Source organism: Bacillus sp. S14(2024), from assembly GCF_050473785.1.
GTDB lineage: Bacteria > Bacillota > Bacilli > Bacillales > Bacillaceae_G > Bacillus_A > Bacillus_A yunxiaonensis.
The window spans coordinates 2,627,836-2,650,787 of the sequence record NZ_JBFLUP010000006.1 but is presented as its reverse complement, the minus strand read 5'-3'; the positions used below and the strand labels follow the sequence as shown (position 1 = coordinate 2,650,787).

General features: G+C 35.9%; 30 protein-coding genes. 23 read left to right on the top strand and 7 right to left on the bottom strand.

What is annotated here, in order from left to right; genetic code table 11:
- Positions 1 to 28 precede the first annotated feature (28 nt).
- The 11 genes from AB1279_RS13755 (at position 29) to AB1279_RS13705 (ending at position 11,965) form a co-directional block, all read left to right on the top strand.
- Positions 29 to 1,501, top strand: a complete 1,473-nt coding sequence (locus AB1279_RS13755; protein ID WP_429759343.1) for an NAD(P)/FAD-dependent oxidoreductase — start codon at positions 29 to 31, stop codon at positions 1,499 to 1,501.
- An 806-nt stretch (positions 1,502 to 2,307) separates the two neighbouring features.
- Entirely contained in the window at positions 2,308 to 3,618 is a 1,311-nt protein-coding gene (locus AB1279_RS13750; protein WP_429759342.1) for an aspartate aminotransferase family protein, read from the top strand.
- On the top strand, positions 3,615 to 4,313 hold the full coding sequence (locus AB1279_RS13745; protein ID WP_429750050.1) for a 3-oxoacid CoA-transferase subunit A: 699 nt from the start codon (positions 3,615 to 3,617) through the stop codon (positions 4,311 to 4,313). The genes AB1279_RS13750 and AB1279_RS13745 overlap by 4 nt, the downstream gene beginning before the upstream one ends.
- Complete coding sequence (locus AB1279_RS13740) at positions 4,298 to 4,960, top strand: CoA transferase subunit B (RefSeq protein WP_429754314.1); 663 nt, start codon at positions 4,298 to 4,300, stop codon at positions 4,958 to 4,960. The genes AB1279_RS13745 and AB1279_RS13740 overlap by 16 nt, the downstream gene beginning before the upstream one ends.
- 15 nt (positions 4,961 to 4,975) lie before the next feature.
- A complete protein-coding gene (locus AB1279_RS13735) occupies positions 4,976 to 6,244 on the top strand; it encodes a peptidase (RefSeq protein ID WP_429750048.1) in 1,269 nt (422 codons plus the stop codon).
- Positions 6,241 to 7,107 (top strand): putative beta-lysine N-acetyltransferase, encoded by an 867-nt coding sequence (gene ablB, locus AB1279_RS13730; protein WP_429759341.1) that lies wholly within the window; start codon positions 6,241 to 6,243, stop codon positions 7,105 to 7,107. Before AB1279_RS13735 ends, ablB begins: the two co-directional genes overlap by 4 nt.
- 343 nt (positions 7,108 to 7,450) lie before the next feature.
- Positions 7,451 to 8,830, top strand: a complete 1,380-nt coding sequence (locus AB1279_RS13725) for a sigma-54 interaction domain-containing protein (RefSeq protein ID WP_429759340.1) — start codon at positions 7,451 to 7,453, stop codon at positions 8,828 to 8,830.
- Between the two features lie 248 nt (positions 8,831 to 9,078).
- The gene (ablA, locus tag AB1279_RS13720) at positions 9,079 to 10,497 is read left to right on the top strand and encodes a lysine 2,3-aminomutase (RefSeq protein ID WP_429750043.1); all 1,419 of its coding nucleotides are present in this window, start codon (positions 9,079 to 9,081) and stop codon (positions 10,495 to 10,497) included.
- Complete coding sequence (locus AB1279_RS13715) at positions 10,494 to 10,766, top strand: YokU family protein (protein WP_429750041.1); 273 nt, start codon at positions 10,494 to 10,496, stop codon at positions 10,764 to 10,766. The genes ablA and AB1279_RS13715 overlap by 4 nt, the downstream gene beginning before the upstream one ends.
- Before the next feature lie 74 nt (positions 10,767 to 10,840).
- Complete coding sequence (locus AB1279_RS13710; RefSeq protein WP_429759338.1) at positions 10,841 to 11,056, top strand: YozE family protein; 216 nt, start codon at positions 10,841 to 10,843, stop codon at positions 11,054 to 11,056.
- A 246-nt stretch (positions 11,057 to 11,302) separates the two neighbouring features.
- Positions 11,303 to 11,965, top strand: coding sequence for a hypothetical protein (locus AB1279_RS13705; protein ID WP_429750037.1), 663 nt, complete (start codon positions 11,303 to 11,305; stop codon positions 11,963 to 11,965).
- Position 11,966: 1 nt separating this feature from the next.
- Here AB1279_RS13705 and AB1279_RS13700 read toward each other — a convergent pair whose 3' ends face one another.
- Positions 11,967 to 12,122 (bottom strand): DUF3930 family protein, encoded by a 156-nt coding sequence (locus AB1279_RS13700; RefSeq protein WP_336480493.1) that lies wholly within the window; start codon positions 12,120 to 12,122, stop codon positions 11,967 to 11,969.
- Between the two features lie 154 nt (positions 12,123 to 12,276).
- Here AB1279_RS13700 and AB1279_RS13695 point away from each other — a divergent pair, with 154 nt between their 5' ends.
- The 5 genes from AB1279_RS13695 to AB1279_RS13675 all read left to right on the top strand — a co-directional run bounded on the left by AB1279_RS13695 (position 12,277) and on the right by AB1279_RS13675 (position 15,215).
- Complete coding sequence (locus AB1279_RS13695; RefSeq protein WP_098307290.1) at positions 12,277 to 12,456, top strand: YozD family protein; 180 nt, start codon at positions 12,277 to 12,279, stop codon at positions 12,454 to 12,456.
- A 283-nt stretch (positions 12,457 to 12,739) separates the two neighbouring features.
- Positions 12,740 to 12,931, top strand: coding sequence for a hypothetical protein (locus AB1279_RS13690; protein WP_429750033.1), 192 nt, complete (start codon positions 12,740 to 12,742; stop codon positions 12,929 to 12,931).
- Complete coding sequence (locus tag AB1279_RS13685; protein WP_429759336.1) at positions 12,931 to 13,749, top strand: serine/threonine protein kinase; 819 nt, start codon at positions 12,931 to 12,933, stop codon at positions 13,747 to 13,749. The genes AB1279_RS13690 and AB1279_RS13685 overlap by 1 nt, the downstream gene beginning before the upstream one ends.
- Positions 13,731 to 14,489: a sporulation protein gene (locus AB1279_RS13680; RefSeq protein ID WP_429759334.1), complete on the top strand. Its 759-nt coding sequence runs from the start codon at positions 13,731 to 13,733 to the stop codon at positions 14,487 to 14,489. The genes AB1279_RS13685 and AB1279_RS13680 overlap by 19 nt, the downstream gene beginning before the upstream one ends.
- 72 nt (positions 14,490 to 14,561) lie before the next feature.
- Complete coding sequence (locus AB1279_RS13675) at positions 14,562 to 15,215, top strand: phosphatase PAP2 family protein (protein WP_429750027.1); 654 nt, start codon at positions 14,562 to 14,564, stop codon at positions 15,213 to 15,215.
- A 51-nt stretch (positions 15,216 to 15,266) separates the two neighbouring features.
- On the opposite strand, the gene AB1279_RS13670 is transcribed toward AB1279_RS13675, so the two are convergent.
- The gene (locus tag AB1279_RS13670; protein ID WP_429759333.1) at positions 15,267 to 16,148 is read right to left on the bottom strand and encodes a cation diffusion facilitator family transporter; all 882 of its coding nucleotides are present in this window, start codon (positions 16,146 to 16,148) and stop codon (positions 15,267 to 15,269) included.
- A gap of 314 nt (positions 16,149 to 16,462) precedes the next feature.
- On the opposite strand from AB1279_RS13670, the gene AB1279_RS13665 reads away from it, so the two are divergent.
- The 3 genes from AB1279_RS13665 to AB1279_RS13655 all read left to right on the top strand — a co-directional run bounded on the left by AB1279_RS13665 (position 16,463) and on the right by AB1279_RS13655 (position 18,079).
- Positions 16,463 to 16,783, top strand: a complete 321-nt coding sequence (locus AB1279_RS13665) for an ArsR/SmtB family transcription factor (RefSeq protein ID WP_429750023.1) — start codon at positions 16,463 to 16,465, stop codon at positions 16,781 to 16,783.
- Positions 16,784 to 16,893: 110 nt separating this feature from the next.
- The gene (locus tag AB1279_RS13660; RefSeq protein WP_429761401.1) at positions 16,894 to 17,793 is read left to right on the top strand and encodes a DMT family transporter; all 900 of its coding nucleotides are present in this window, start codon (positions 16,894 to 16,896) and stop codon (positions 17,791 to 17,793) included.
- A 172-nt stretch (positions 17,794 to 17,965) separates the two neighbouring features.
- Positions 17,966 to 18,079 (top strand): hypothetical protein, encoded by a 114-nt coding sequence (locus tag AB1279_RS13655; protein ID WP_429750021.1) that lies wholly within the window; start codon positions 17,966 to 17,968, stop codon positions 18,077 to 18,079.
- A gap of 122 nt (positions 18,080 to 18,201) precedes the next feature.
- Here the strand turns inward: AB1279_RS13655 and AB1279_RS13650 are convergent, their stop codons facing one another.
- The 3 genes from AB1279_RS13650 to AB1279_RS13640 all read right to left on the bottom strand — a co-directional run bounded on the left by AB1279_RS13650 (position 18,202) and on the right by AB1279_RS13640 (position 19,335).
- A complete protein-coding gene (locus tag AB1279_RS13650) occupies positions 18,202 to 18,516 on the bottom strand; it encodes a thioredoxin family protein (RefSeq protein WP_098307302.1) in 315 nt (104 codons plus the stop codon).
- 72 nt (positions 18,517 to 18,588) lie between these two features.
- Positions 18,589 to 18,828 carry a tyrosine-type recombinase/integrase gene (locus AB1279_RS13645; RefSeq protein ID WP_429759332.1) on the bottom strand — a complete coding sequence of 80 codons (240 nt, stop codon included), beginning with the start codon at positions 18,826 to 18,828 and terminating at the stop codon, positions 18,589 to 18,591.
- 216 nt (positions 18,829 to 19,044) lie between these two features.
- Positions 19,045 to 19,335, bottom strand: a complete 291-nt coding sequence (locus tag AB1279_RS13640) for a DUF308 domain-containing protein (protein WP_429759330.1) — start codon at positions 19,333 to 19,335, stop codon at positions 19,045 to 19,047.
- Positions 19,336 to 19,576: 241 nt separating this feature from the next.
- Here AB1279_RS13640 and AB1279_RS13635 point away from each other — a divergent pair, with 241 nt between their 5' ends.
- A complete protein-coding gene (locus AB1279_RS13635; RefSeq protein ID WP_336480502.1) occupies positions 19,577 to 19,774 on the top strand; it encodes a hypothetical protein in 198 nt (65 codons plus the stop codon).
- A gap of 217 nt (positions 19,775 to 19,991) precedes the next feature.
- A complete protein-coding gene (locus tag AB1279_RS13630) occupies positions 19,992 to 20,237 on the top strand; it encodes a DUF3947 family protein (RefSeq protein WP_429759329.1) in 246 nt (81 codons plus the stop codon).
- Between the two features lie 236 nt (positions 20,238 to 20,473).
- On the opposite strand, the gene AB1279_RS13625 is transcribed toward AB1279_RS13630, so the two are convergent.
- Together AB1279_RS13625 and AB1279_RS13620 are read right to left on the bottom strand one after the other, a co-directional pair.
- On the bottom strand, positions 20,474 to 20,689 hold the full coding sequence (locus AB1279_RS13625) for a spore germination protein (protein WP_035434858.1): 216 nt from the start codon (positions 20,687 to 20,689) through the stop codon (positions 20,474 to 20,476).
- A gap of 176 nt (positions 20,690 to 20,865) precedes the next feature.
- Complete coding sequence (locus AB1279_RS13620) at positions 20,866 to 21,015, bottom strand: YjcZ family sporulation protein (RefSeq protein WP_429759328.1); 150 nt, start codon at positions 21,013 to 21,015, stop codon at positions 20,866 to 20,868.
- A 423-nt stretch (positions 21,016 to 21,438) separates the two neighbouring features.
- Here AB1279_RS13620 and AB1279_RS13615 point away from each other — a divergent pair, with 423 nt between their 5' ends.
- Both AB1279_RS13615 and AB1279_RS13610 read left to right on the top strand, forming a co-directional pair.
- Positions 21,439 to 21,618: a hypothetical protein gene (locus tag AB1279_RS13615; protein WP_230575800.1), complete on the top strand. Its 180-nt coding sequence runs from the start codon at positions 21,439 to 21,441 to the stop codon at positions 21,616 to 21,618.
- A 451-nt stretch (positions 21,619 to 22,069) separates the two neighbouring features.
- Positions 22,070 to 22,894 (top strand): GH25 family lysozyme, encoded by an 825-nt coding sequence (locus AB1279_RS13610; RefSeq protein WP_429759326.1) that lies wholly within the window; start codon positions 22,070 to 22,072, stop codon positions 22,892 to 22,894.
- Positions 22,895 to 22,952: the final 58 nt, after the last annotated feature.

Genomic DNA, 22,952 nt, shown 5'->3' with positions numbered 1-22,952 from the left:
CTAAGGAATGCAATGGGGGAATGAATACATGAATACGAACTATGATGTAATTGTTGTAGGTGCAGGTCCTGCTGGCATTTTTACTTGCTATGAAACAATTGTTAAAATGCCAGATGCAAAAGTGCTGTTAATTGATAAAGGACATGATATTTATCGTCGTAATTGTCCGATTCTTCAGAAGAAAATAACGAAGTGTCCACCTGCTGCTGGAAAGAAAGATCATGCAGGATGTTTACCAGCATGCTCAATCACAAATGGTTTTGGCGGTGCAGGAGCATATTCAGATGGGAAATTTAACATTACAAGTGAATTCGGTGGTTGGATGACAGATTATTTATCTGCATCGACTGTAATGGATTTAATCCAATATGTGGATGAAATTAACTTAGCACACGGTGCAACTACTTCAATTACAGATCCATTAACAGATGAAGTTCGTGATATCGAAAAACGCGCTTACGCAGCTGGATTAAAACTATTGCGTGCACAAGTTCGCCACTTAGGTACTGAACAAAACTTAGAGATTTTAAAAAGCATTTTCGAATATTTAAAAGAGAAAATCGATATGAAATTTAAAATAGAAGTAGACGACATTGTAACTGAAAAAGTAGAGAATGAACATGTTGTACGCGGCATTGTTTTAAAAGACGGAACAATGCTATCTGCGAAAAAAGTAGTAATTGTACCAGGGCGTGATGGATCTGTTTGGTTAACAAAAATTATGAAAAAGCGCCGTTTAAAAATGATCACGAACCAAGTTGATATTGGTGTTCGCGTTGAAACTTCAAACATTGTGATGGAGGAAATCAACAAGCATCTCTATGAAGGGAAATTCGTATTCAATACATCTGTCGGAACGCGAGTACGTACATTTTGTAGTAACCCGTCTGGTCACGTTGTTGTTGAAAACCACTCTGGAATTATGACAGCGAATGGTCATGCATACAAAGATCCTGCGCTTGGCAGTAATAACACGAACTTTGCGCTTTTAGTATCACATCAATTTTCAGAGCCATTCGATCAGCCGAACGAATACGCACATGAAGTATCACGTCTAGCAAACCGTATTTCAATGGGCGGAGTTACGGTACAAAAGTACGGAGACATTTTAAAAGGTCGTCGTTCTACACCGAAGCGTATTCAAGAAGGTTTCCTTGAGCCGACATTAAAAGAAGCAGTACCAGGTGACTTAGGTCTTGTGTTACCATACAATACAATGAAAAGTTTAATTGAAATGACAGAAGCATTGAATCACGTCACACCAGGTATTGCATCTGAACATACATTATTTTACGGCGTAGAAGCGAAATTTTACTCCGCAAGACCGAAACTAACCGAGCATTTTGAATCTGAAATTTCCGGCTTATACTTAGGCGGAGACGGTGCTGGCGTAACACGCGGACTAGCGCAAGCAAGCGCATGCGGCGTTCACATCGCTCGTCATATTGTAGAACATTTAACGAATAAAACAGAAAAAAGAGAAGAAGTTGTAGTGGGGTAATATATATAATAGAAGAAAAACGATCTTATTGTATAGAATAAGATCGTTTTTTTTTAGGAGTAATTCATCAACTGAATGAAATGACATGTCTATTAAAAATATAATATACGATGGAAATCACTGATAGTTAGCTATTTATAAGAGTTAGAACATAGTATGTAATTTAGCACTTATAGGCGTTGGAAAGGTAGAAGAAATAAATTTATCCCGTTATTCGTCCCACCTTAAGATTGAGAGACAAGTGAAGAAATCCCTCACCATCGAAGTTTCACTTCTCAAGTTAGGGAATTAAATTTGATTGTTATACTAACCTGTTGTTCTTTGCTATAGGGCTCTCTTTCGTTTTGTACTAAGAAGCAATACGGTTTCTATTTTAAGAATGAAAGAAGTGAGAGGAGCTGATTGGTAAATAGAAAATTTTCCCTTGTTGAATTTTGTCTAAATTTATTTGAAAGTATACGAGATAAAGTGACGAAGAAGGAAGGAGATTTACTAGAGGGTTGTCGAAGTTTACACATTAACAACATGTTTTTACTTCGAAGGTTATTTTAGAAGAGAGGAGTAAGAGGGATTTTTTAGTTGCTGGTTGTGTTTGTGTAAGGAGGGGGATGTAGAGAGAATATTGTTGACTTCCGCTCAGTTGTTTCTGAAATTTCTTTCTATTTCATTTTTATGCACTTATTTTTATATTCTATAATAATGGCTTTTTAATAGATTCACTGCATAGGCAGAGAGTTCTTTTTTTATGAGAGAAAAGTCAATTTTCTTCATATTTACATATGAGTCGAAGAAACGGGGGAAGCGTCATGCGCGATTACTTAATTAAACCACTTGTTGGTCAACCTTATCCGATGATTTCACATGGGGAAGGTGTATATTTATATGATCAAAACGGCAATAAATATTTTGATGGTTCGTCAGGGGCAATTACGGCAAGTATCGGACATGGCGTAAAAGAGATTGCTGAAGTTATTAAGCAACAAGCAGAGGAGATTGCATTTGTATATCGTTCACAGTTCACGAGTGAGCCGGCAGAGAAGCTTGCGAAGAAGCTGAGCGATTTAAATATGGGGGATTTAAATTGGAGCTTTTTCGTTAATAGCGGTACAGAGGCAAATGAAACGGCAATGAAGATTGCGATTCAACATTTTCAAGAGCGCGGTATTCAAGGGAAAAATAAAATTTTGTCACGCTGGATGAGTTATCACGGAATTACGATGGGAGCATTATCATTGTCTGGACATCCGCTGCGTAGGCAACGCTTTGTTTCCATTTTGGAAGATTATCCGACATTGCCAGCACCATATTGTTTCCGCTGTCCAGTACAAAAGGTGTATCCGACATGTCAACTTGCATGTGCAACAGAGTTAGAGAGAGCAATTGAACGTATTGGGGCGGAGCATATTGCGGCATTTATTGCTGAGCCAATTATCGGTGCAGCTGGGGGAGCAATTGTACCACCGAAGGATTATTATAAGGTGATTAAGGACATTTGTGAGCATTATGATATTTTATTTATTGCTGATGAAGTCATGACAGGGCTTGGCCGAACTGGTGCATGGTTTGCGATGGAACATTGGGGTGTTCAGCCGGATATTATGACGCTAGGAAAAGGATTAGGAGCTGGTTATACACCGATGGCAGCAACTATGGTAAGTGATCGCGTGATGGAACCAATTTTGCGCGGTTCTCGTTCTGTAATGAGTGGGCATACATTAAGTGCAAATCCACTTTCCGCTGCGACAGCTTTAGCGGTGATTGAATATACGGAGAAGCATCGTTTACCAGAAGCTGCTGCTGAAAAAGGCGAGTATTTAATCAACGGCCTGCAAAAAGTGCAGCAAGAATCGACAATTATTGCTGATGTACGCGGGAAAGGTTTGCTGATTGGAGTAGAATTGCAACCGTTTACAAAAGCATCTGAACTTATTTCGGTTGCGGCGAAAAATGGACTTTTATTATACCAAGCTGTATCAGGACAAGCAGGTAAGGAAGATAGCGCATTGTTAGTTGCGCCGCCGCTTACTACTACATATGAAGAGCTTGATGAATTACTTCATATTTTTGCGAAAAGTGTAGAGGAAATGGCTCAAAAAGGAGGGCATAGTGTCGTATGACAACTATTACAAATACATTTGGGAAATTAAAAACAATACAAGATGTTATGCCATATTTTCATGATGAGATGACGCTTATGTTTGGAGGGTTTGGAGGTATTGGATCTCCTCCCTCTTTAATTCAAGCGATTTTAGATAAAGGAATTACAGATTTACATCTAATCGGTAATGATACTGGTTTTCCTGATGTGGGAATTGGCCGCCTTGTGACAAATGAGCGTGTAAAGTCGTTAATTACGTCGCATATCGGTTCAAATCCAAATGCAGGACGGCAATTAAATGAAGGAAGATTGCATATTGAGTTTTCTCCTCAAGGTACATTAGCAGAACGAATTCGAGCTGGCGGTGTCGGGCTTGGTGGTGTTCTTGTTGATGTTGGGATGGATACGATTGTAGAAGAAGGGAAACGAACTGTTGAAATAAATGGGAAGACATATTTAATTGAGACAGCATTAACGGCAGAAGTGTCCATTGTGTTTGCGAAACAAGCAGATCCTTTTGGTAATCTTGTGTTTGATAAAAGCGCACGCAATATGAATCCACACGTTGCAATGGCTGGGGATATTACAATTGTAGAGGCTGAAGAAATTGTTCCGCTTGGGGAACTGGATCCAGAAGAGATTATAACGCCTGGTGTATTTGTTGATTATATTGTTCCATCGGGAGGAGTGAATTGGAAATGGGCATGGGAGTAGAGGTTCGCAATAAAATTGCAAAGCGCGCTGCAAAGGAAATTCAAAATGGAATGATTGTTAATTTAGGGATTGGTATTCCGTCTCTTGTTCCGAACCATTTGCCAGACGATATGCATGTTATGTTTCATGCGGAAAATGGCATTGTTGGTATGGGGCCGACACCAGTAAAGGGCGAAGAGGATGAAAATTTATGTAATGCGGCCGGATTACCAACATCGATTATTGCCGGGGCTAGTTATTTTGATAGCAGCATGGCATTTGGGATGATTCGAAAAGGGTTGCTTGATATTACAATTCTTGGGTCATTGCAAGTAAGTGAAAACGGAGATTTAGCAAACTGGATTGTACCAGGTAAGCGTGTACCAGGTATTGGCGGGGCGATGGATTTAGCACAAAAGGCAAAGCGTGTTGTCGTTGTGATGAATCACATTGATAAATATGGGAATGCGAAAATTGTTTCAGAGTGTACACTTCCGCTCACCTCAAAACGATGTGTTGATGTAATTATTACAGACATGGCAGTAATGGAAGTAACACCGGACGGCTTAGTGCTGCAAGAATTGATGAGTCCATACACAGTAGAAGATGTAAAAAAATGCACAGAAGCTGCTTTTCATGTGAGTCCATCTTTACTAGTAATTGAATGAAAGGAGATGTAACAATTGGAGCAATATAAAAAACAAGTGTGTGAATATATTGAAATTAATGAAAATATGAGTGTGAAATTATTAAAGCGTTTAATCCAAGAGAAAAGTACGAGCGGGGATGAAAGTGGCGCGCAGGCGGTTGTGATTGAAAAGTTGCGTGAACTTGGTTTAGATTTGGATATTTGGGAGCCTTCATTTACGAAAATGAAAGATCATCCATATTTCGTTTCACCGCGTACAAACTTTACTGATAGTCCGAATATTGTGGCGACATTAAAGGGAAGCGGCGGCGGAAAGTCAATGATTTTAAATGGGCATATCGATGTTGTGCCTGAAGGAGATTTAAACCAGTGGGATCATCATCCATATGCAGGAGAAAAAGTTGGGAATCGTATATATGGGCGTGGCACAACAGATATGAAAGGCGGTAATGTTGCGCTCATGCTGGCGATGGAAGCCATTATAGAAACGGGAATCCGTTTAAAAGGAGATGTATATTTTCAAAGTGTAATAGAAGAAGAAAGCGGCGGCGCAGGTACGCTTGCGGCAATTTTACGAGGTTACGAGGCGGATGGTGTAATTATCCCAGAGCCGACAAACATGAAATTTTTTCCGAAACAACAAGGTTCAATGTGGTTTCGTTTATTCGTAAAAGGGAAAGCTGCTCATGGTGGTACGCGTTATGAAGGTGTGAGTGCCATTGAGAAAAGTATGCTTGTTGTAGAGCATATGAGAAAGCTAGAAGAAAAACGAAATGAAAGAATTACAGATCCGTTATATAAAGGAATTCCAATTCCAATTCCGATTAATATCGGGAAAATTGAAGGTGGCAGTTGGCCGAGTTCTGTGCCCGATTTTATTACTTTAGAAGGCAGATATGGTGTTGCGCCGAATGAAAGTATGGAGGAAGCAAAAATAGAATTTGAAAATTGGGTAGGACAATTAAGTAAGGTAGATCCATGGTTTATAGAACACCCAGTAGAAATAGAATGGTTTGGCGCACGTTGGGTTCCGGGCGAATTAGAGGAAAAGCATCCACTTATTACAACGCTGAAGGACAATTTTATGCATATTGAAGACACAGAACCGATTGTTGAGGCATCGCCATGGGGAACAGATGGTGGTTTATTTACACAAATTGCTAATATTCCAACTATCGTGTTTGGTCCAGGTGAAACGAAAGTTGCCCATTATCCAAATGAATATATTGAAATTGACAAAATGATTGCGGCGGCAAAGATTATCGCATGTACATTACTAGACTGGTGCGAGGTGGACGAATGAAATATTATGAAGAATTTGTAGAACAGACGAAGTACTATACATTAGAATGCTCGTTAGATTATTTTAATAAACGTATTCGTGTTGATCATTATAAAGGAAATGTCGAGCAAGTAATGCGTAAAGTGGAAGAACTCGCAAACTCTCATTCTTTCACTAAATTAATTATAAAAGGAAAAAGAGAGCACGTTCCTGCGTGGCTCTCTCTTGGCTTTATGCTTGAAGCTAGTATTCCTCAATACTTCCAAGGGCATGATGCATTTTTTATGGTGAAATATCGGGATGATGAACGCCGTAATAGTGTGCAGTGGGTGAAGGAAGATGAAATTATAAGTGGTGTAATTGCAAAAAAAGTAATAGAAAAGGAAATACCAGCACAGTTTGTTTTGCGAAAAGCGACAGAACAAGATGCACAGCAGCTTGCGGACGTATTTGGAAAAGTATTTGAGATTTACCCAACACCTTTGAACGAAGCAGACTATATCGTGAAAACGATGAAGGAAGATACGATTTATTATGTGTATGAAATGGAAGGAATGATTATTAGCACAGCTTCAGCAGAAATGAATGTAAAAGAAGGAAACGCGGAGTTGACGAATTGCGCAACATTACCAGAGTATCGAAAGCATGGATTCATGAAAAGCTTACTTATGAAGTTAGAAGAAGAGCTGCGAGATAGATCTATTTTTTGTTCGTATACAATTGCACGGTCGCTTTCTTTTGGTATGAATGCAGCGTTTTATCAGCTTGGATATACGTATACAGGCAGATTGGCGAATAACTGTTATATTTTCGATAAATTAGAGGATATGAACGTTTGGGTAAAAGATCTATCCCACAGTAACGGGCAACAAGCCCCTTACTGAGGGAGGTTTTACTTTATCCCGCATTAACGGGCAGTAAGATCCCCACCTCAAGATTCAAAGAAAAACGAGGAAGAAAGGTGGGGGATAACTGCCCGTAAAAGCCCGATTGGTTCAACTAACCCTCAGTGGGGGATGAAAAAGCCCCCCCACTGAGGGAAGTTTCACTTTATCCCGTATTTAATAGACATTACAGAATAAAAATAAAGGTTCGTAAAGAATCAATTTATTCAACTTCCATAAGTTGGGGATGAACAGCCCTTGCTGATGGGAGTTTCATTTTACCGTTAGGTGCTAAAAATTCGGCACGATAATTGCTGATTTTTTAGCGAAGGAGGGAAATGCGTTGCTGGCGATTTCAACACAAGAAGTGATTGAAGCAATTTTAAGTAGTATTGATGAAGCGATTCATGCAGTGGATGAAAATGGAGTTACGATTTTTTATAACACAGTAGCAGCAAAACATGACGGATCAAATGTAGAAGATGTACTTGGTAAGCATTTATTAGAAGCGTTTCCTTCGCTAACGCCAGAAACGAGTACATTGCTAAAGGTACTGCAAATAAAAAAGCCAATCCAGCATCAAGTGCAGCGATATCAAAATCAAAGTGGGAAAGATGTTTATACGGTAAATACAACGCTTCCTATTTTTATAGAAGGGCGCATTGCTGGAGCTGTTGAGATTGCAAAAGATTATTCTACTATTCAAAAGCTGACGGAAAGTATTGCTGATTTGCAGTCGAAAATGAGGCGATCACCAGCGAAAAAAACACAGCAGAGGCATGTAGCATTTGATACGATTATAACGAATGATAAGCGCTTTTTGCAGATGAAACAGCTTGCACATAAGGTTGCTACCACTAATGCGAACGTACTCATTTACGGTGAAACGGGAACGGGAAAAGAGTTATTTGTACAAGCGATACATGAAGCTTCGAAAAGAAGAAATAATCCATTTATCGCTCAAAACTGTGCTGCTTTGCCGGAATCATTACTTGAAAGTTTACTGTTTGGAACAACAAAAGGTAGTTATACAGGTGCCATAGAACGTGCGGGTTTATTTGAGCTAGCGGATGGTGGTACGTTATTTTTAGATGAATTAAATTCGATGCCTTTAGATTTACAAGCAAAAATGCTGCGAGTATTGGAAGATGGTGTCATTCGCCGCATCGGTGATAACAAAACAAGAAAGGTTGATGTACGTGTTATTACAGCAATGAATCAACCACCAGATGAGTGCCTTCGGGAAAATAAAATTCGTACGGATTTATATTATCGATTAAATGTGTTTTCTTTATTTATTCCACCGCTTCGCGAGCGAAAAGAAGATCTTTTATTGTTAGTCCCGCACTTTTTGAAGGCTTATAACGAGGAATATAAAAAGCATGTGATTGATATGGATGAAGATGTGAAAAAGCAATTGCTTCAGTATCATTGGCCAGGCAATGTGCGTGAATTAAAGCATATGATAGAACATGCGGTCATTGTTGCAGAAGGGAAAACATTAACGTTATCTTGTTTACCGCGTTCGTTTCGACAAGTGTCTCACCCGCAGATAAAGCCGATATTACCGCTGCGGGAAGCACTTCATGAAACGGAAAAAGAATTAATTGAACAAGCAATGTTAGAAACGAAAGGAAATGTTCTACAAGCTGCAAAGTTGTTAGGCATTCCAAGACAAACTTTGCAGTATAAATTAAATAAAAATGCGAAAGCTGCCGAATAATTGGCAGCTTTTGTGCATTTGCACCAATAAAAAAGCAATTACATATATAGAAAGTAAAAGAAAATTCATTTTTTTCTGTTAATTTTTTTGTTTAGTTTCTGTATAAAACGATATTTTTATAGTAAAGAAACGTGTAATAGCAAAGGTTGTACTAGTAGAGATAAATAGAAACTTAGATCTAATAGTTATAGTTGGCATGATAATTGCTTTAATAAATAGCGAGCGTTTGAAAAAAAGGGGGAATTGCAATGTTACACGACGTATATAAACCAAATCGTCATTGGAAAGAGATTGAATTATGGAAAGATGTTACAGAGGAGCAATGGAACGATTGGATTTGGCAATTAACAAATACAATTAAAACATTGGATGATTTAAAGAAAGTAATCAATTTAACACCGGAAGAAGAAGAAGGTGTTAAAATTTCAACAAAAACAATCCCATTAAACATTACACCATACTATGCATCCCTTATGAATCCAGATGATCCGCGTTGTCCGATTCGTATGCAATCTGTACCGATTTCAGAGGAGTTATATAAAACGAAGTATGACTTAGAAGATCCGCTTCATGAAGATGAAGATTCACCAGTACCAGGATTAACACATCGTTATCCAGACCGTGTTCTTTTCTTAGTAACAAACCAATGTTCTATGTATTGTCGCTATTGTACACGCCGTCGTTTTAGTGGACAAATTGGAATGGGTGTTCCGAAGAAACAATTAGACGATGCAATTGCATATATTCGCGAAACGCCGCAAGTTCGCGACGTCTTAATTTCTGGCGGTGATGGTCTTCTTATTAACGATAATATTTTAGAGTACATTTTAAAGAACTTACGTGAAATTCCGCATGTGGAAATTATCCGTATTGGAACGAGAGCTCCTGTTGTGTTTCCGCAGCGTATTACAGAAAATCTTTGCAATATTCTTAAGAAATATCATCCAGTTTGGTTAAATACACACTTTAATACTTCTATTGAGATCACGGAAGAATCAAAACTTGCTTGTGAAATGCTTGCAAATGCAGGTGTACCACTTGGTAACCAAGCGGTTATTTTAGCGGGTATTAACGATAGCGTACCGATTATGAAAAAATTGATGCATGATTTAGTAAAAATTCGCGTACGTCCTTACTATATTTATCAATGTGACTTATCTGAAGGAATTGGCCATTTCCGTGCACCAGTTTCTAAAGGTCTTGAAATTATTGAAGGATTACGTGGACATACGTCTGGTTATGCAGTTCCAACATTTGTTGTAGATGCGCCGGGCGGCGGTGGTAAAATTGCTGTTCAGCCAAACTACATTATTTCACAAAGCGCTGATAAAGTTGTTCTTCGTAACTTTGAAGGTGTAATTACAACGTATCCAGAGCCAGAGAATTATGTGGCAGGGAGAGCGGAAGGGTACTTTAAAGAAATTTATCCAACTTACGAAGAAAAGCGTTCTGATGTAGGAATCGCAGGACTGATGAGCGATAAGAAGTTTAATCTTGTACCAGAAGGCTTGCAGCGTATGAATCGCCGTAAAGATTACGAAACAAATACAGAACATGCTTCATTAAAAGATAAACGTGACAAGCGTGACCAGTTGAAGGATAAAAAATATCAATCGCAAATGGCAAAACTAAATGAGAGCACAAAAACTGAGGGAGATGCAGTATGAGGTGTATGTGGTGTGAAGGTGAGGAAGCAACTGAGAGTGTAAACACTGTGTACTGGGAATTACCAGATGGAACACAAACAGTTACAATTCAAGAAACACCTTGTATCGCATGTCCAAATTGTGGAATGCAGTATCAATCAGAGGATATCGTGAAAGAAATTGAAGATCAGCTCTTTTTGATTTATACGAAAGATTTGCCAAAACAATTCACATATACAGAGCTTATGGAGCGTCCACGTTTATTAAAGCGAAATTATTTTGATTTTTAACCAGCATTTTTATGCTGGTTTTTTTCTTATTTGCCTTGTATAATGTAGCCAAGTTAGAAAGGCAGGGAATATTGTTGAAAAAGTCATTTTATCACTATATGATGAAGCATCGTGCTTCTTTACTGAAAGATGAACTATCAGACTTGGCAGAAACAATGTATGAAGATCATAGTTTTCCAAAACAGTCGGAGGATTACGATGAGATTAGTTCATATTTAGAGCTGAGCGGTTCATTGGAAAGTATGACCATTTTTGATTATGCATGGGAATTATATATGCAAGAACGATAGAGTGAAGTGTCTATTCGTAGGCCATTTTATCACTAATCATTTTCAAGTTGTGTTATGTACACTCCAATAGCGGAGTGTATTTTTTTATCCCCTATTAACGGGCAGTAAGACCCCCACTGATAGAAGTTTCACTTTATAAAAAAATATTCAATTATACAAACTCATGTGATAAGCGTTTTCGTAGTGAGCCGCATATACTGTTAGCGTCACATACTTAAAATCACGACTTAAAAAGGAGAGAGAGAAATGATGAGAAAAAAGCAGCCCAAATATAATATAGGAGATATAGTCGTGATTACGTTATATGGTACGGTCGGTAAAGTTACAAATATAAAAATGCTAGACGGTGTTTATGTATATGAAGTAAACAATCACGATGGTTTTTATGTTGAACATACATTGCAGCTTGTGACAGAACAAGAGATGAAAGATGGCGAATCAGAATGGATTGAACTGCGCTATAAATTTACATTTGGCGATCTTGTTCAAGTAACAGGCTATGAAAAAGATGTATTTCGCGTTGTCGGATACCGGACGGAAGTATGGCGTTACAAAAATGATGCTTGGGAAGACACAATTTATGAATTATCACGTATTACTGATGGCGAGTGGCTAGAAGCAGATGAATCAGATTTGACGCTTATTGCGAATGCACAAACAGCAAATGCAATTTTAAAGAAGATAAAACAAGATAAGGCGGGAATGAATAAGCTTGATCTAGGTAAATTAAAGTCTATTAATAACTCGAAAAAAGTAAGTATCAAAACGAATCGAAAAGAAATTATCGACGGTTTATTAGATATTTTTAATGATTACAGAACATTATATGAAACATTTCAAGATGAAGAATATAAGATCGTGATGGAAGTTGTACGTAACTATTTAATCAAATTATCTGAGAAAAAATAATCTAGAAAGAGAGAAGGAATTGAAAGAAAATATAAGCTGTATATGGTATGCCTACAATTGTTAAAAAGATAATAAATATAGAAATAAGCTTGTCCACCCATTCGTCCTCATGTATGAACTCTCCTTTTGCATGCATCATTTCTTCTTCATATTTCATTGTGTTTTCCTCCTTTATATAGCTTGTACTACATCCTATGCAAAAGTTTCTCTGCATATAACCTACATATCTAGTATAAAAAGAAAAATGTTTTTCTATTCTTATACATAATTTCTATTTTTCTTCATAAAACAGAATTAAAGGGGTGATGCTCATGAAGGAAATAGAAGTCGTGATTGATACGGAAGAAATTGCGGAATTTTTTTATGAGCAATTAATTGTGAGAGGGTATGTACCAAAGCGTGAAGAAATTGAAGATCTTGCGGATATTGCATTCGATTATTTGTTAGAGAAATGTATGATTGATGAAATATTTGATGAAGATGATGAATGAAAGTAACGACGGGATAGACTCGTCGTTTTTTATATCGTACATGGCTTGTCCATGTTTATCCCGCTATTCGTGAGCAGTAAAATCCCCACCTTAAGATTCTGAGAGAAGTGAAGAAGATAGGTGGAGGATAACTGCCCGTAAAAGCTTGATTAGTTCAACTAACCATTAGTAGGGGGATGAAGAAAATCCCCTACTGATGGAAGTTTCACTTTTAAGACAGCAATAACTATATCGTGTTGTATTTGGTATAATAAAAGTGAAAACTTTCTAAAGAGGTGAAGAAATGTTTAAAAAAATTATTGATTCTTTGCTAGGAAATAAGCAAAAGTATCGCTCTTACTCCAGTAGTGATTATCGTCATAGACATCGTTCTTATTCTAGCAGCGATTATCATAAGCGTCGTCCATCTCATGAATATGGGCATCACCATTACAAAAGAAAACATAAAAGCCGCAGTTTTTTCTCTAGTAGCTGATGATTTTTCGTAAAATATTGACATGGTTTGATCGACCACTGCCCATTAATACCGTCGTTGCACAGCGGTATCAAATTAAGAGTATTCTCGGTATGGGAAGTTATGGTTTTACATATCTTGTTACTGACATGCTGTCTAGTGAGAAAAAAGTATTAAAACAGCTTCGGAAAAGTAAGCAGAGGTATGCATCAGGAAGGGAATCGTTCACATATGAGCAAACCATTTTACAGCAATTAGAGCACCATGCAATTCCTCGTTTCTTTCATAGTTTTATATGGAGAAAAGAACCATTTTTTGTGATGGAGGAAATGTGTGGGAAAACATTTGAGGATTTTATTTTTCGAGATGGAGAAGTATATACGGAGAAAGAAACTTTTCTTATTTTGTATAAGGTGCTTCATGTGGTTTCATATTTTCATAGTCAAGGTATCGTTCATCGTGATTTACGAATTCCTAACATTTTAATGAGAGATGATGATATATCTATCATTGATTTTGGATTAGCTCGATTTATTGGTGAAAGTGATGAGCGCGCTCATTATTATAAAGGTGAACAAGCATATATGCGTGAAATTCAGTATCGTAGTGATTTTTATGCCTTAGGTCATTTTGTTTTGTTTTTGTTGTATTCTAGTTATGAATCCTCAAAAGAAGAACAGCCTTGGTATAAAGAATTAACATTATCAGTAAATAGTTGTGATGTAATCATGCGGATGCTGCAAATGAAAGAGCCGTATTATGAAAATGTACAAGAGCTAATAGAAGATGTGCGTTGTATATTAGAAAGGATGGGGAATACATGTTCCAGAAGTTTTTAGCAAGCGTTGGCATTGGTAGTGCAAAAGTTGATACTGTATTAACACAAGAGGAATGGCTCATTGGGGAAGAAATTACAGGTGTTGTACATATTACTGGTGGATCGGTAGAACAAGAAATTGATAGTATTTATTTAACATTATCTACGACATATATTCGTGAAGTGGATGATAAAAAAATGAGTTCAACATATGATTTAAAGAAAGTTCGTTTAACAACCCCAATTACAATTAGAATAAATGAAAAACGAGAAATCCCATTTTCTTTTCCAATGCCGATTGAAGTACCATTAACATTTGGTATGAAAACCGTTTGGGTGCATACTGGTTTGGATATTAAACGCAGCATTGATCCGAGTGACCGTGATTATATTCAAGTACTCCCCAATATATTGTTAAAAAGTGTATTAGATGCAGTCCAAAATCTTGGATTTCGTCTTCGCCAAGCGGAATGTGAAGAACTTCCATATCGTTTGCGTGATCATGTACCATTTGCACAAGAGTTTGAATTTGTTCCTGTATCCGGACAATATTACGGAAAGCTTGATGAATTAGAGCTCCTTATCATACCGCGCTCGTACGATAGTCTAGAAATTATGATGGAAGTAGACCGTAAAGCACGAGGCTTTGCTGGATTATTGGCTGAAGCTTTAGATATGGACGAAAAAGTTTTACGTTTCACAGTGAAACGTGAAGATATTCCAGTAATGCAGCAAAAAATTAACAATTATATTTCTCGATAATGCATGCATAAAAAAGAAATGGGGAGGGAAAATAAAATATCCCCTCCATTTCTATATAGTGAGGTTATGCAGATGAAGAGATATCGACATTTATATACGTTACTATTTGTTTTGCTCATTTGCTTTATCGTGTTGTCTTTTTCTTATCAAACACCTTTCATTGATCAGATTGATCATGCAGTGAGTAATTATATACAAGGCTTTCGTAATGAATATCTTACTTCTTACTTTATATGGATGTCCTATATTGGATCAAAAAAGGTATATTTTCCTGTATTGTTTATTCTGCTTATGTATTTCTTGATTCGAAGACGATACATGACAGCGATCTTGTTAATGATAAACTTTTACGGTTCACGCCATATGAACTATATGTTAAAACTATGGTATGAAAGACCACGGCCTGATATATCACAACTTGTTACTGCGACAGGTTACAGTTTTCCGAGTGGACATTCGATGAATGCTGTTGCATTTCTTGGGTTTATTGCATACATTACGATTACTGAACATCGTATACAATTGCATCAAAAAATATTAATTATTTTTATTACTTGTTTTCTTATTTTTTCAATTTCTATCAGTCGTATATATCTAGGTGTACATTATCCGTCTGATATTTTAGCAGGTTGGGCTGCTGGAGGAAGTTGGCTTATTTTGTGTATTATGTTTCATCAAACATTTATCCCGCATTCAGTGGATAGTAAATCTTCTGTATCGAGATAGTAAGTAATTGCAGAAGGTAATGATGGAAGCTTCACTTTATGCAAAAAGAACCTATGTGAGCATAGGTTCTTTTTGCATTGGTTCCACATGAATATGTGTGTACCAAATATTGTGATTGTGTTGCAACTTTTCTTCAATTTCATCGGTAATACGATGACTTTCACTTACATCCATGTGTGCATTTACTTCAATTGTGATGTCAACATAAGTTTGATTTCCATACATTCGTGCTCGAATATCCACAATGTGTTCAACGCCTGCAACTGTTTTTACCGTTTCAACGTATTTTTCCATTTTGTCTGGATCAATACCATCTGTTAGCATATGTGATGCTTCTTTAAAAATATCCCATGCAGTTTTACAAATAATGATACCAACGATAAGTGCCGCAATTGGATCAAGAAGTGGCATCTGAAACTGTGAACCAAAAATACCAACAACTGCCCCAAGACTTACGAGAACATCAGATAAATTATCTTTCGCTGCAGCTTCCAGAGATTTACTTTTTGTTTGTTTTGCAATGTTACGATTATATATGTATACGCTATACATGACAGCAGCGCAAAATAAATCAACCCAAGCTGCAAGTAAACTAGGTGTCGTTTGTCCTTCTTTGAAAAAAGATTGAACAGCATTCACAATAACTTCTAACCCGACAGTCATCATGATAAATGACGCGACGAGTGAAGCGATTTGTTCAGCCCGTGAATGACCATATGGGTGATCGAGATCGCGAGGCTTTCGGGAAATTTTTAATCCAATTAAAACAGCTAGTGATGCTCCAATATCGGTTAAATTATTTAGACCATCTGCACGTAATGCGCTAGAAACAGCTATGTAGCTTATTGTAATTTTAATAGTTGACAAAAAAATATATGCAACAATGCTGAGCATTGCTCCTCTATCAGCAGCTTTGTTAGAAAGTGACTCCATGCCTTTCACTCACCTTTCTTTCAAGGAATCTCTACGTATAAGCGTATCAAATGAAAGCCGTGTGGGTCTATACAAACATTGTTGTGTACTTTTAGCTTTTTAAGGAAGAGAGAACATTGTTTCGTGAAGGCAAAAAAATTTCGCTCATTTCACTTTAGCTGAAAAAGTCATATACAATTTACATTTTTTGAATGAATAGAAAAAAGTATTTACAAATTATTTCTTTTGGAATAAAATTCAAATTGTGATAGCACGTAATTAAGATAAGATGGTGGTACGCATTTAAATATATTATTACTTTAAGGATGTAGATTATGGAACTTTACGAATGCAAGAATAGGGAAGTTATATTAGAAAAATTCAGATTAGCAACTCCTATATTTCAAGCTTTGGGAGATATTAATCGTCAACAAGTTGTTATGATTTTACTTGAAAAAGGTAGTCTCAATGTAAATCAGTTAACAGAAAAAATGAATATTTCACGACCAGCTGTATCTCATCACTTAAAAATATTAAAACAGGCAGGTTTAATTATTTCTAGTAAGAATGGTAAAGAAACTTTTTATTCTTTAAGTACAGCTGAGTTTGTGAAACATATTAAAGAATTAATTTTAACAATTGAAGGTGGTGACTAATTTTTTTGACCATCATGTTTATAAGTTTAAACTTGTGAACATGATGGTCGAAAAGTGAAAAATAAATTGGGGAGGATTAATAGGTGGAGAGTAAAAATAAATCAAACAGTATGTATTGGTTAATGTTACTAGTACCTTTATTTTGGGGTGGGTCGTTTTCTACAGCTGAGCATGTAGTTACAGAAATACCAGCACTTGTTGCGGCGACGCTTCGATTTGCAATTGCAGGAGTCGTTTTAATGATTTATGTTACGATTAAATCTGAATGGGATATAAAGGCTTTAAAAAAACGATGGAAAGGTTTATTACTTGTATCATTGACTGGTATCTTTGGATATAATGCGTTTTTCTTTTTAGGGCTTAATTATACTTCTGCAATTAATGGTTCTTTAATTATTGCAACGATGCCAGTATTTGTTACACTAGGAGCAATTTTATTTTTAAACGAAACATGGAATAGTAAAGTGGGCATTAGTTTAGTTTTATCATTAGTAGGAGTTGTTTTTGTTATTACAAAAGGATCATTAGATACGTTTCTTTCTTTATCATTCAATATAGGAGATTTATTATTTATTGCGGCATTAACATGTGGAGTTCTTTATGGTTTAGTTGGAAAATTGGTGATGAAAGATGTATCTCCATTATTCGCAACTACAATTATGACAGTAATGGGTTCTGTTTTCCTTGCGATTAGTTCTCTGTTTGAAGGGGGATGGGGAAAGGTTTTAAATTTTTCAATGCAAGGATGGGTCGAGATATTTTACATGATTATATGCGGTACACTTGTTGGATACATTATTTTTAATAAAGGTGTCGAACAAATTGGAGCTAGTAAAGCAAGTATTTATTTAAATCTTACTCCAATTGTTACAACATTAATTTCTGTTTTATTATATGGTTCTACAATAACTTGGAAACAAATAATAGGAATGGTTATGGTATTGATAGGTGTTTATATCGCTACAATTAAAACTACAAGTAAAAGTAAGGGTTTATCTTTAAATGATTAAAGGAATAGGGGGCTATAACTGAAATAGAGAGATGGAAAAAGAAAAATTTATCCCGCATTAAAGGGAAGTAAGACTCCTATCTCAAGATTGAGAGAGAAGTGAAGAAAATAGGTAGGGGATAAAGAAAACCCCCCACTGATGGAAGTTTCACTTTATCTAAACAGATATTGGAATGGAGATAGGTATACCAAACTCAACTTATTTCATAGCATTTTTTAAAAAGAAAACAGGTTTAACACCAACTGATTATCGAAAGAAACAATTCATGAAGAAATTAGTAACTTAAGAAAATCAAAATATAAGAAAACAGCCTACTGCATATATACAGTAGGCTGTTTAAATTTAGACTTATTCAGTCCGGTATTAATTCCAAACTTGTTGAGCTTCTTGTGTGTTATTCATATTATTTTAATATACTTCTAAAAACTCAGTAACTTGTTCTTCTGTCTTTGCATTCGCACTATGTAAATGACCAAGTTTTTCACCATTTTGATACACTAATAAACTTGGGATTCCCATTACTTGATATTCTTCAGCAATGCTTGGGAACTCATCTTTATTAATAGAATACCATTCAAATTTATTGAACTCTTCCATTACGTCATCGATAAAGTTATCCATACGTACACAATCTGGGCACCATGTTGTAAAGAACTTTACTACTACTGGGTTTTCCTTTGCGATAAGATCGCGAAACTCTTGTTCAGATTTGATTTCTTTCATGTTTTTGACTCCTTTTTCATAATTATAATTTGTTGTTTTTTAGGTGGTAATTTCGTCGGAAAGTCAAAACTTCTAACGAACTGTTTTATTTCCGAATAATTCGTTTGCAGATTGGTCCACCGCGGTTTCTTGAAGTCCTGGAACTACATGAGAATAAGTATCCATTGTAATACCCATTCTTTTGTTTCCTAATCGCTCGCTTACAGTCTTCAAATGAATACCTTGTTTTACCATTAAAGTCGCATGAGTATGCCGAAGATCGTGGCAGCGGATATTAGGGACTTCACTTTTCTTTATAAGCTTTTTCTCCAAATGTGTCAAACTTTTGAAATGGTAGGGATTCCTGTAAAAGATAAGACGCACTAAATCAAAGTATAATGTTTCTTTTCCTCTTGTATTTTTTCACAAAGTGCTTTCGGGGCTTGTAATGTTATTTCATGAGTAGAAATTAATCGTTTATTAATGAATGGAATATTGAAATTTATTCAGGAGGAAGGTGATGATTGTAAAAATAATTAAAAATTAGGCTCAAATAAAAAATATCATTATTGTAGTAAATCCAGATAAAGCTGAAAAGATAGAAAATATGATTTTAAGCTTCTGGCGCTCTTTTTCATCTTTTGTAGAAGTAGAGATATATTTTCTAATTCCAAATGCTAATATCCAAATTCCACATATTAATACAAATGTACTATAGAAAAAATGAGGATTAGGAAATGTAGTGGCATTAATAGCTGACAGAAGTAATATTTTAATTGAAAAATAACAGTGGATTGTGAAGAGGAAAGAGTAGATAAGAGCGATTATCCATTTATTCATTTTCGTTAGCTCCTTTCTTTTTAACTTAATAGTAACTTTATTCCAATTTAAAACGTTATATCATCAAACGAATTTTGTTTCGAGTATATTTAAAACTTAACAAAATAACACTTTTGTACACCATGGGTCAAATATGATGCAAAGAGAGTAAGAAAACGCGTTCGTTGATTGGAAATCTTTTGTAGGATATTCTAAATATATAAATGCAGGTGGAATACTTTTTAAAGGAGAGGATTACTTTATGTTAGGAAAATGGATGAATAAAGTAAGAGAACCTAAATGTATACACAAATATAAATTCATTAAAACTCAAGATAGTGAAAATTTTAAAACAGGGCAGATAGGGACAGCTAGTTTTTATAAGTGTGAAAAGTGTGGAAAAGAAAAGATTGAATATAAATATAACAGTGATATAAATAGTGACCTTTGGAATATATAAAATAACTTGTTTAAAGAAACGGAGATTTACTAATGGGAAAGATTAAGCCCTCGTTGTTAAATGAAAGTGCGGATAAAAAATTAGTGAAACTTTTATAACAAAAGCGTTATTTGGTAGGGAGGAAACGAATTAGATGATTCGTTTTACTTAACACTTTCCGAAATTAATCTTCATAACATATTTTGTAGTAACTTATACGAAAGTGAGTTGAATAATAATGTTTTATTCTTATCTTAACAACCAAATGAGAACTCCTGCTGGGTATGGTGCTAGTGTAACGTCTAGTGGAGCGCAAAGTACAATTCAAGCTGTTCAACAAGCAATACAAGCACAGCAACAGGCGCAACAAATGCAACAAAGTATGCAACCTTACTATCCGGTGCAATATTATTACCCAATGCATGTTACACAATATGGAATATCTTTTTCAACGATTCCGTATGGAACTGAATACAATTTATAGTAAATAATAATAAAAAATAATAGCTGTTTAATGGAAACTTATTCATGTCAGTAAAATTTGATCCGTTTGAGGATTATCGTAATGAAGGAAAACGAAAGTGGTACAAGTTCAATAAAAAGAGCAGCTAGCAAAAGATAACTGCTCTACAAAAAAATATGGTGTCGCTTCGCTAAAATTAGCTGTAGTATAAACGGGATTTGAAATATTATACAGTGGAGAGAAAAGGATAAATAATTTTAGACTGTTCCAATTTGATTTTGATCAGCTACATCTGAATCAAATGTATTCGTACCGCTTACACCGTTAAAGGTATTAAGAACAAAAGCAACGTTAGATGAACCGGATCCATTATAAGCTTTCGTATTTTCTTTCGGAGATACATTATAGAAGTCTCCTAAGTTAAAAGAACCGTTACTATTTTGAACGACTAAGTTCCCAACAACAGATGGCATATTTTCACCTACTTTATCAGGGATTGCTTAAATCACTATATGATTCATTCTCTGAAAGGGTTCGACTGCATATTTATGGAATTGAAAAGGGATTAAAATAAAAATTTCATTTTGTAGTGAAGTGAGTGGAAAGTACTGGACAAATAAATAAAGACACTCGAATTGAGTGCCTTCTCTTAGCAGCATCCGTATCCGTATCCGCCACCATATCCGCCACCATATCCGCCGCCCCAACAAGCGCAACCGATTATGATTAATAAGATAAATAACACAATTAGTAAGGCGAATCCGCCAAAGAAGCCTCTATGACCACCATCAAAACCCATACTATATTCCTCCTTTTGATGAGGAAACAAACAATGAGAGCAAAAGTTGTAAATTTCACGGCGAATTTACATTACATTATGTGGTATGGAGTTAAAAAGTGCGTGTCTATTGTCAATGAAAAAGTTGTCTTTTTTAAACAAAATAATCCTTTTAATACAAAGTTAGTTTGAACGGAGGGGAAGATTCCCTTACTTGAATTATTGAAGTTAATTAAAACAAATTAAGACATATTCCAGTGCGGCGAGTGTGATAATAATCGTATTCGTCATACTGTTTTGCATCTTATTGAGCATAGTTACACTAATGTTATGTTTAAAAAATGTAAAACCACTATCTTGGAAATGACTTGCAACATTTCCATTCGTTCTGATGAATTCAACATTTGCAAAATGTAAATTAAATTGGTGAAAGGAGCGGGATGGATGATTAAACAACAAGGTTATGATGAGTTAGAACTTCATGAAGGAGAAACGTTGACTCAAGCTTTGTTAAAATTGAATGAGAATACTCGTCGTGAGTCTGAAGCACAATACGTTGAGATTCATCAAGTTGTACCTCATGGCAATCAGCGTTTTACAGTAATACTTAATGTATATAAGTGATGGAATTAAAAAGGCATCTATAAAACGGGTTATAGCCATCAAGTTAAGGAAATGAATAAAATTTAACGAAATGGGTCATCCTTCCATGCATACTGCATGGAAGGATGACCCATTTTATGCCTAAGCTTACTAATGTTACACAAGAAGAATTATGTTTACTAGGTGAAGAATTTAAAAGAAAATGCAATATTGTTTCACCAAATTATAGCATAGTGTTTTATATATATGAAGAAATGTAATTGAAGTAGAAAAGTAGTGTGAGGGGAGGAGATATATATTGAATGGAACAGCTTATAAAGTATGATGTGTCCTAATGAAAAAAGAAGAACAAAATTAAGTGGGATGTACTGAGATAATGATAAAACAAGAAGGATTTGTTGTTGTTCTAAGCGTTTATACAGATCATGAGACAAGCTATCGAATACAATAATCCACAAGGAGAAAATAAATCATGGGATATATCATAGATATTTCAAAATGGAATGAAAATATAAATTGGGATATAGCTGCTCAGCACATTGACTTAGCAATCTGCCGTGTGCAGTATGGTTCCAAAAAAGTAGACGAGATATATACAGACCATGTGGAACATTTAGAAGCACGAGGTATTCCCCATGCAGCTTATGCTTACGGATGCTATGTAACCGCGGCAGATGCTATTGTAGAGGCGAAAGACTTTATGAACCGTGTAAGCCCTAATGCTGAATTTCTAGTCCTAGATGTCGAGGAAGACACTTTAACGAATTGTGGAGCTGCTAATCTAGCAGAAGCGTCACAAACCTTTATTGATACATGTAAGGAGGCTGGATGGAAAGTAGGTTTATATGTATCGAACTATATGTATGGATCTTACGGATTGCAAAATGTGAATGCAGATTTCATATGGTTACCTCGTTATGGAACAAATGACGGAACACCACAGGTAAAACCTGATTATGCGAGTGACTTGTGGCAATACAGTGATAATGGTTATGTTGAAGGGATTGGGAAAGTTGATGTGAACCTATTAACAGGGGACAAGCCGTTAGAATGGTTTATAGGCAGGGAGTCCTATCGTATTTATGTAGGGGATTTTGATTCTATTAAGTGGACTGCAGATGTAGTGAAAAAAATTAAAGAAGTATTACCTGGTTATGGTGTTTGGGTACAGTGTCTAGATGATGGGAATCATCGCATTGCAGTTGGTGATTTTAATTCAAAGACATGGTGTGATGAGACATTTGCGAAGTTGCAAGCAATGTATCCGAGGTATGGAATGTGGATTTCACATATATAATGAGAAAAGCTGGCTCATGAGAGGCAGCTTTTCTTACTGACATTATTGTCCTTATATA

Excerpts from the sequence above, each read along its gene's own strand:
- AB1279_RS13610 (WP_429759326.1), top strand. The coding sequence starts at position 22,070 with ATGGGATATATCATAGATATTTCAAAATGGAATGAAAATATAAATTGG.
- AB1279_RS13650 (WP_098307302.1), bottom strand. The coding sequence starts at position 18,516 with ATGAAAGAAATCAAATCTGAACAAGAGTTTCGCGATCTTATCGCAAAG.
- ablA (WP_429750043.1), top strand. The coding sequence starts at position 9,079 with ATGTTACACGACGTATATAAACCAAATCGTCATTGGAAAGAGATTGAA.
- AB1279_RS13700 (WP_336480493.1), bottom strand. The coding sequence starts at position 12,122 with ATGAAATATGAAGAAGAAATGATGCATGCAAAAGGAGAGTTCATACAT.
- AB1279_RS13675 (WP_429750027.1), top strand. The coding sequence starts at position 14,562 with ATGAAGAGATATCGACATTTATATACGTTACTATTTGTTTTGCTCATT.
- AB1279_RS13750 (WP_429759342.1), top strand. The coding sequence starts at position 2,308 with ATGCGCGATTACTTAATTAAACCACTTGTTGGTCAACCTTATCCGATG.
- AB1279_RS13705 (WP_429750037.1), top strand. The coding sequence starts at position 11,303 with ATGATGAGAAAAAAGCAGCCCAAATATAATATAGGAGATATAGTCGTG.
- AB1279_RS13690 (WP_429750033.1), top strand. The coding sequence starts at position 12,740 with ATGTTTAAAAAAATTATTGATTCTTTGCTAGGAAATAAGCAAAAGTAT.
- AB1279_RS13695 (WP_098307290.1), top strand. The coding sequence starts at position 12,277 with ATGAAGGAAATAGAAGTCGTGATTGATACGGAAGAAATTGCGGAATTT.
- AB1279_RS13715 (WP_429750041.1), top strand. The coding sequence starts at position 10,494 with ATGAGGTGTATGTGGTGTGAAGGTGAGGAAGCAACTGAGAGTGTAAAC.
- AB1279_RS13620 (WP_429759328.1), bottom strand. The coding sequence starts at position 21,015 with ATGGGTTTTGATGGTGGTCATAGAGGCTTCTTTGGCGGATTCGCCTTA.
- AB1279_RS13630 (WP_429759329.1), top strand. The coding sequence starts at position 19,992 with ATGTTTTATTCTTATCTTAACAACCAAATGAGAACTCCTGCTGGGTAT.
- AB1279_RS13665 (WP_429750023.1), top strand. The coding sequence starts at position 16,463 with ATGGAACTTTACGAATGCAAGAATAGGGAAGTTATATTAGAAAAATTC.
- AB1279_RS13655 (WP_429750021.1), top strand. The coding sequence starts at position 17,966 with ATGGAGATAGGTATACCAAACTCAACTTATTTCATAGCATTTTTTAAA.
- AB1279_RS13640 (WP_429759330.1), bottom strand. The coding sequence starts at position 19,335 with ATGAATAAATGGATAATCGCTCTTATCTACTCTTTCCTCTTCACAATC.
- AB1279_RS13615 (WP_230575800.1), top strand. The coding sequence starts at position 21,439 with ATGATTAAACAACAAGGTTATGATGAGTTAGAACTTCATGAAGGAGAA.
- AB1279_RS13685 (WP_429759336.1), top strand. The coding sequence starts at position 12,931 with ATGATTTTTCGTAAAATATTGACATGGTTTGATCGACCACTGCCCATT.
- AB1279_RS13670 (WP_429759333.1), bottom strand. The coding sequence starts at position 16,148 with ATGGAGTCACTTTCTAACAAAGCTGCTGATAGAGGAGCAATGCTCAGC.
- AB1279_RS13635 (WP_336480502.1), top strand. The coding sequence starts at position 19,577 with ATGTTAGGAAAATGGATGAATAAAGTAAGAGAACCTAAATGTATACAC.
- AB1279_RS13745 (WP_429750050.1), top strand. The coding sequence starts at position 3,615 with ATGACAACTATTACAAATACATTTGGGAAATTAAAAACAATACAAGAT.
- AB1279_RS13680 (WP_429759334.1), top strand. The coding sequence starts at position 13,731 with ATGTTCCAGAAGTTTTTAGCAAGCGTTGGCATTGGTAGTGCAAAAGTT.
- AB1279_RS13755 (WP_429759343.1), top strand. The coding sequence starts at position 29 with ATGAATACGAACTATGATGTAATTGTTGTAGGTGCAGGTCCTGCTGGC.
- ablB (WP_429759341.1), top strand. The coding sequence starts at position 6,241 with ATGAAATATTATGAAGAATTTGTAGAACAGACGAAGTACTATACATTA.
- AB1279_RS13625 (WP_035434858.1), bottom strand. The coding sequence starts at position 20,689 with ATGCCATCTGTTGTTGGGAACTTAGTCGTTCAAAATAGTAACGGTTCT.
- AB1279_RS13740 (WP_429754314.1), top strand. The coding sequence starts at position 4,298 with ATGGGCATGGGAGTAGAGGTTCGCAATAAAATTGCAAAGCGCGCTGCA.
- AB1279_RS13660 (WP_429761401.1), top strand. The coding sequence starts at position 16,894 with ATGTATTGGTTAATGTTACTAGTACCTTTATTTTGGGGTGGGTCGTTT.